Source organism: Shewanella sp. A22 (assembly GCF_053850585.1).
Genome location: NZ_JBSQBN010000059.1, coordinates 21,598 through 27,655, shown reverse-complemented (window position 1 = coordinate 27,655; position 6,058 = coordinate 21,598). Strand labels below are relative to the sequence as shown.

6 protein-coding genes are annotated in these 6,058 nt (G+C 40.6%); 2 read left to right on the top strand and 4 right to left on the bottom strand.

The window, feature by feature from the left end; genetic code table 11:
* Window positions 1–198: 198 nt before the first annotated feature.
* From ACWXWT_RS11995 to ACWXWT_RS11985, 3 genes are all read right to left on the bottom strand, one after another.
* Complete coding sequence (locus ACWXWT_RS11995) at window positions 199–1,701, bottom strand: capsule assembly Wzi family protein (RefSeq protein WP_456041820.1); 1,503 nt, start codon at window positions 1,699–1,701, stop codon at window positions 199–201.
* The gene (gene coaD / locus ACWXWT_RS11990) at window positions 1,698–2,213 is read right to left on the bottom strand and encodes a pantetheine-phosphate adenylyltransferase (RefSeq protein ID WP_456041819.1); all 516 of its coding nucleotides are present in this window, start codon (window positions 2,211–2,213) and stop codon (window positions 1,698–1,700) included. Before coaD ends, ACWXWT_RS11995 begins: the two co-directional genes overlap by 4 nt.
* A gap of 98 nt (window positions 2,214–2,311) precedes the next feature.
* Window positions 2,312–3,061 carry a glycosyltransferase family 25 protein gene (locus ACWXWT_RS11985; protein WP_456041818.1) on the bottom strand — a complete coding sequence of 250 codons (750 nt, stop codon included), beginning with the start codon at window positions 3,059–3,061 and terminating at the stop codon, window positions 2,312–2,314.
* A gap of 495 nt (window positions 3,062–3,556) precedes the next feature.
* Here ACWXWT_RS11985 and ACWXWT_RS11980 point away from each other — a divergent pair, with 495 nt between their 5' ends.
* Window positions 3,557–4,558 carry a glycosyltransferase family 9 protein gene (locus ACWXWT_RS11980; protein ID WP_456041817.1) on the top strand — a complete coding sequence of 334 codons (1,002 nt, stop codon included), beginning with the start codon at window positions 3,557–3,559 and terminating at the stop codon, window positions 4,556–4,558.
* Between the two features lie 57 nt (window positions 4,559–4,615).
* Complete coding sequence (gene rfaD, locus ACWXWT_RS11975; protein WP_456041816.1) at window positions 4,616–5,569, top strand: ADP-glyceromanno-heptose 6-epimerase; 954 nt, start codon at window positions 4,616–4,618, stop codon at window positions 5,567–5,569.
* An 88-nt stretch (window positions 5,570–5,657) separates the two neighbouring features.
* Here rfaD and ACWXWT_RS11970 read toward each other — a convergent pair whose 3' ends face one another.
* Window positions 5,658–6,050 (bottom strand): adenylyltransferase/cytidyltransferase family protein, encoded by a 393-nt coding sequence (locus ACWXWT_RS11970; protein WP_456041815.1) that lies wholly within the window; start codon window positions 6,048–6,050, stop codon window positions 5,658–5,660.
* Window positions 6,051–6,058 lie beyond the last annotated feature (8 nt).

Below are 6,058 nucleotides of genomic sequence, written 5' to 3'. Positions count from 1 at the left end.
CTCTCAGGTATTCCACTTCTGTGTTACATCGATTTAAAAGGGAACAACCATTTCTACATCAATGTGCCTTGAATTGAAAAACCTGAGAGGCTCTGAACTGACCAGATATTTAATGAGATTGGTATAAAACCGCCCTACATTTAGACTTCACATAAAAAAGGGAGCCATTTGGCTCCCTAATTGAATCAAGGATAACGCTTAAAATCGATATTCGTAAGTGGAGAAAACTGTACCTTGTGTGTCATCATCCTGCACGTCAAATTCAGAATTAGATACCGTTCCACCTAGCGTCAGCATGCCATTAAGCATGGGCAAACGATATGACAACTCCAGCATCATGATATCTTCTTTTAAAGGTTGTGGCGCCCATACTCCACCGAGGTTAGCGCCATCTTTATTGAGTTGGGCATAGCGGAATATCGAGGTAAACCCGTGGCTATTATCGAACTGGCCAATTACCCCTAAGGCATATACATTGGCATCGCTGTCATAGGTACTGCCAAAAGCTCGTCCATAATATCGTGAACCACTTTGGTAAGTTGAATGCTCATAAAAACAGTTAAACTGGTTTTTATCTTCACCGCAATACACCATCGTATCGGTGTACTCAACAAACAGTTTATATTGTTGCTTGGCAATATTAAAGCGAGTGTCTACGCCCACCATTTTACCGCAATCAACAATTTCCCATGGCTCACCTTTAGAGTCTTCACAGGTGCGCTCTAGGTACAGACCCACAGGCACATTAAACCAGGTATCGGCATAACGAACATCGAAGCCCGCCATCTGATTACCATAGTTTGAACATCCTACCTCATCAACATTATCAGCTCGACAATCACGTTGGCCAGTAATGGATTTAATGGCGGTATTAACGCTACATTCTTGGCCTTCACCACAAAACTGGGTAGTCCAAGACAACCCTATTTCTAATTGTTTAAATGGCTTAATGGCACCTCGTAGATTCCACAATAAAGTATGAGGGGCATAACGCTCCTTCTCGGTGACACTCACACCACCAGTTAAGCTCCAATCGCCTATCCATGACAACCAAGGTGTTTCAAAAGCCTGTGAGTTATTACGGCTAACCATTAAAGATGGCATTGGTCGGGCGTTGTTTGATTTATGAAGTGACGAGTCGAATCCTGGTCCCCACCACTGGCCAACACTCCCTGCGGTCACAATCCAGTTGCCTAATACCACGGCAACATACGAATCATCTAAGCGTAACTCTTCATCATCAGCAGGATCATAATTTGCAGATGCTGAAATTTTGTAAGCAAAACGCTCACCCGTGTATTCATGTGAGCCTTGTAGTTGGCCTTTTTCACGGTAATCGGAACCAAAATGCTGGAAGCGCGCCTCATCAGATGCTGCAGCCACTTTGATACTCGTGTTACCTCGGTTGCCAACGGCATTTTGATAGTAAAAATTGACCCTTGCAAAGGCATCAACTAAATCAGACGTTAATAATGACGGTTCGGCATTGGCTAAATCAGCCCCGATACCTGACCACATTAATGGGAAGGTATTAATTGGCGCACTAATCACTCCTGCATCCGCCAAAGCTTGAATATCGGCGCGCAAATAGATATCTGAGGTATCGACCCATGGTGCAGCTTGAGCACTGCCATAAAGCATCATCGCGCTGAACCCCAGCGTTGTCACCGCATGAGTAAGTCTACTAAATCCTTTTATCATAATATTACGTTACCCTTATTATTTGCTTGGTTCTGCGCAACTTTCTGTTTTAAGGCTGCGGCAATCTGTGGATGAACAAATTGACTTACATCACCACCGTGTAATGCCACTTCTTTCACTAACGTAGAAGAAATAAATGAATTTTCCTCCGAAGGCGTCAAGAATACACTTTCAAGATCTGGACTTAAACGGCGATTCATATTGGCCAGTTGAAACTCATATTCAAAATCGGATACTGCCCGCAATCCACGCACTAGCACACTTGCATGCTGTTCTTTGGCGAAATCAACCAACAGGCCAGTAAAACCAACCACTTCGACATTGTCTAAATGTGCAGTGACCAAATTAACCTGAGCAACACGCTCCTCAAGAGAGAAGCGCGGTTGCTTGGAAGGGTTTGATGCAATGCCAATAATCACGTGCTTAAATAAGCGTGCAGCACGTTCGATTAAATCCGTATGACCATTAGTCACAGGATCAAAAGTACCTGGATAAATTGCTCTTCTGTGCATAATCTTTCGCCTTTAGATCATCATTTGTAATTGTAAATTTATCTTGTTCTCACTCAACAATTCATCTACAGATGCAGTATTCGCCAGCAACATTACTGTTAACGTATTTTAGGAAGCGACGGGAGTGATTTTTTATATTTCAATAATTCCAGCTCAAATTTCACTTTTTGCCAAATTCGCAGTAAATGATGACGTTTCGCTTTATTACGCTTTCCTTGACGACTGATGTCACTTTCTAAATCGGTTCCAATCACAGGAAAAGGCCTAACAACAAAGCAACGTAACTGCTTTTCATACCAATACTGAATATCAATGTCTACCGGACGAGTAATCGGAAATGCCGTCGCCAATAATTTTTTCGCCCCAGCCAACGACACGCACTGACCACGAGTAGAAGAAGGTAGCTTTAAACAGGTCGACAAACTAAAGCGCTCATCAAGCACTATCGATTTTACGATACCTTTCTGTTTACGCCCATGACATAACTTAATGTAATCCCAATCTGCAGAAAGGCGACCTATGTGCTGCATCACTGTCATTAATGCGGGATCTAAAACAGAGTCATCCTCGAGAATTAATGCATAATCTAGCTGTTGCTCAATAATCATCTGCCAACAATGAGCATGGCTGAGGTAACACCCTATCTCACCAAGATTGAGCGTTTTATCGTATTTTTGAAGATTCTTATGAGGATCGTACACTTTGGCAATATCGGTATCGTGTAAATCTTTCCCATATACCGCGGAAATACGTTGGTATTCGATACCCAATTGTTTTAGCTGCTCATCCATGAACGTAAACCGTTCAGTACTGCTATCTAAATTAATTAGAAAAACTTTAAATTTCATAATATTACTAACCAAAACGTCCAGTTCCAATCATGTTCAACTACAGATATTTAATCCTGAAATATTCAGTCATAGCAACAAACTACCGAATAAAATGCCCGAAGCTATTGTTAGGGTACTTTTATTAATGAAATTTCATTGAATATAATAAAAACAGCTTACATTTAACGCCGTCACCACGTGACTTCCCAAAGCTCACATCCTTTTCGCTATTCTGACAGCGATAGATTGGGGAGTATATCACTAATATTCTGGCATTAGTTTGTTGGTAAACAATTCCTAACAACAAGCTTGTGGGATAAATAATAGCAAGCCACATCTGTAATTGTTCACCCTAGATACAATTACTATTGTAAAACGATGAACAAACGCTCTTGAGTTGATATACTCTTGCCTACAGCCATTATGATGGTTGAGAAGTCGTTAACATTCACAACATAATGCGCCCCATCATCAGATGGAATTGAGTTAATATTTTATCTTTCAGACAGTAATATGAAAAAAATCTTAGTCATTAAGCACGATAAAATTGGTGATTTTGTACTGACATGGCCAGCACTATACCTACTCAGAAAAGCAATGCCTGAAGCTACAATTGATGTATTTATCGCACCAGTAGTGAAGTCCTTTGCTAAAGCCTGCCCATATGTAGACAACACCATTATCGACTCAAAAGATGATACTAGCATTGCAGCACAAATTGCCAAGCAACATTACGACGCCGTGATCATTTTGTTATCAGAATTTCGAATTTATAAAATCCTTAATAAAAGCAATATTCCATATAAATTAGTACCTAAACATAATTGGTACCAATATTTATATCAACATAGAGCAAGCAATGAATACTTAAACAGCGAAGGCTGCTGGCGAGGTGCGTGCATGCTGGTAGAGCACTTTTTAACGCATCACGGTTATGCTATCCCTAAGCTACCTGATAGATTTTGGGATATGAGTGCCCGCAGAGAGCATTGGCAAGAATATTATCAAAAATTAACCAATGAAAAGCTGATTTTCATTCATCCCGGTACAGGTGGGTCTTCTGGTTGCGTACCCGTAGAAAAGCTCGTTCAGTTAATCACAAACATTGATACATTGACTCAATCAGCATGTCACTTTGTTTTAACATTTAACGGAAGCGAATTAGAGCTAGCTAAAGAAATTAAGACTTTATTGGCAGAGACTGCAATTAAAGTGTCGTTAGCTAAACCGCTAGATAACTTGATTGATTTTTCTGAGTCATTGGTCGCCGCAGACATGTTTATTGCTGGTTCTACAGGGCCGCTGCATATTGCAGGGCTACATAATGTGCCAACCGTTGGGTTTTATGCAGGAAGACGTTCAACGCCTCATATAAGATGGGGCACATTATCGGAACCAAGTAAGCGGTTTGCTTATACGCCTCCAGTTGGAAAACGAACGGGGCGTAATATGGCATTAATCAATTTTGATCAGGCATCGAATGACATCGCCGACTTTTTGAACAAACAATCTTAGATTCTCGCAATGTGTTAAATTACGCTCATCGCGAGCAACAATAATGGAAATACGAATATGATAGTTGTGACAGGCGCAGCCGGGTTTATAGGTAGTAATTTAGTAAAACAACTTAATGCCATGGGGCGAAATGACATTATTGCCGTTGACGATTTAACTGACGGTACTCAAATGTTCAATCTAGCCGATTGTGAAATCGCAGACTATCTCGATAAAGACGACTTCATTAAACAAATCAGCGCTGGTGATTTTGATAACAAACTCGAAGTCATTTTCCATCAAGGCGCTTGCTCATCAACCACCGAGTGGGATGGCAAGTTTATGATGGCCAATAACTATGAGTATTCAAAAACATTATTACATTACAGCCAAGCCAATAACTGCCAATTTATTTACGCATCTTCAGCATCAGTTTACGGCGGCAGCGAAAAGTTTATTGAACAACGTGAACTTGAAAAGCCACTCAATGTTTACGCGTACTCTAAGTTCTTATTTGATCAATATGTAAGACAGCAAAAACTTACAAGCCAAGTGGCTGGTTTGCGTTATTTCAACGTATATGGTCCGCGTGAACAACACAAGGGCGGCATGGCCAGTGTGGCGTTCCACTTTAACAACCAAATAAATGCCAATGGCGTATGCCGTTTATTTGAAGGTGTTGATGGATATGAAAACGGCCAGCAACTTCGTGACTTTGTGTTTGTAGAAGATGTGGTTAAGGTTAATTTATGGCTATGGCAGAACCCATCAGTATCGGGCATCTATAACTGCGGCACAGGCCAAGCACAAAGCTTTAATGATGTTGCCAATGCTGTTATTGCCTACCACGGTAAAGGGCACATCGAGTACATTCCTTTCCCAGACAAATTGAAAGGGGCTTATCAGAGCTATACTCAAGCAGATTTAACTCAACTAAGAGCTGCGGGTTATCAAGGTGAGTTTAAAACGGTTGAACAAGCAGTACCAGAATATTTAGATTGGCTTAAAACCCAACATTTTATTGGTCAATAATGGTTTAACCCGCTCAACGAAGTGAAATAATGCTATGGGTATGGTCATATCCATAGCATTATTTTTTGCATCGAGATAATAGCAATACTTATCTAATTTCTTTGACGACTTCTATTAACATTGTTGTAGAAATAGCTGGCGTTCTTGGCAAGTACACGACTTTGCAGAGATGAGATAAATGGTCAAAACGCCCTTCCCAATCATCTCCCATCACTAAATAATCAGCTTGATACTTTTGAATGTATTCGGCTTTAAGCTCTAATGACTCTTCAAGAAAAACCTGATCAACGCATGATAACGCCGCAACAATTCTCATTCGGTCTGTTTCATCACAAATAGGGTTTCGTTGTTTTTTACTAAAATTAAGCGCGTCAGATGACACTCCAACAACCAAGCTGCCGCCTAATGCTTTTGCTCTTTCTAAAATATTTAAATGACCAATATGAAACATGTCAAATGTACCGAATGTAATAATGTTCATCTAAACCC

Excerpts from the sequence above, each read along its gene's own strand:
- ACWXWT_RS11995 (WP_456041820.1), bottom strand. The coding sequence starts at position 1,701 with ATGATAAAAGGATTTAGTAGACTTACTCATGCGGTGACAACGCTGGGG.
- coaD (WP_456041819.1), bottom strand. The coding sequence starts at position 2,213 with ATGCACAGAAGAGCAATTTATCCAGGTACTTTTGATCCTGTGACTAAT.
- ACWXWT_RS11985 (WP_456041818.1), bottom strand. The coding sequence starts at position 3,061 with ATGAAATTTAAAGTTTTTCTAATTAATTTAGATAGCAGTACTGAACGG.
- ACWXWT_RS11980 (WP_456041817.1), top strand. The coding sequence starts at position 3,557 with ATGAAAAAAATCTTAGTCATTAAGCACGATAAAATTGGTGATTTTGTA.
- rfaD (WP_456041816.1), top strand. The coding sequence starts at position 4,616 with ATGATAGTTGTGACAGGCGCAGCCGGGTTTATAGGTAGTAATTTAGTA.
- ACWXWT_RS11970 (WP_456041815.1), bottom strand. The coding sequence starts at position 6,050 with ATGAACATTATTACATTCGGTACATTTGACATGTTTCATATTGGTCAT.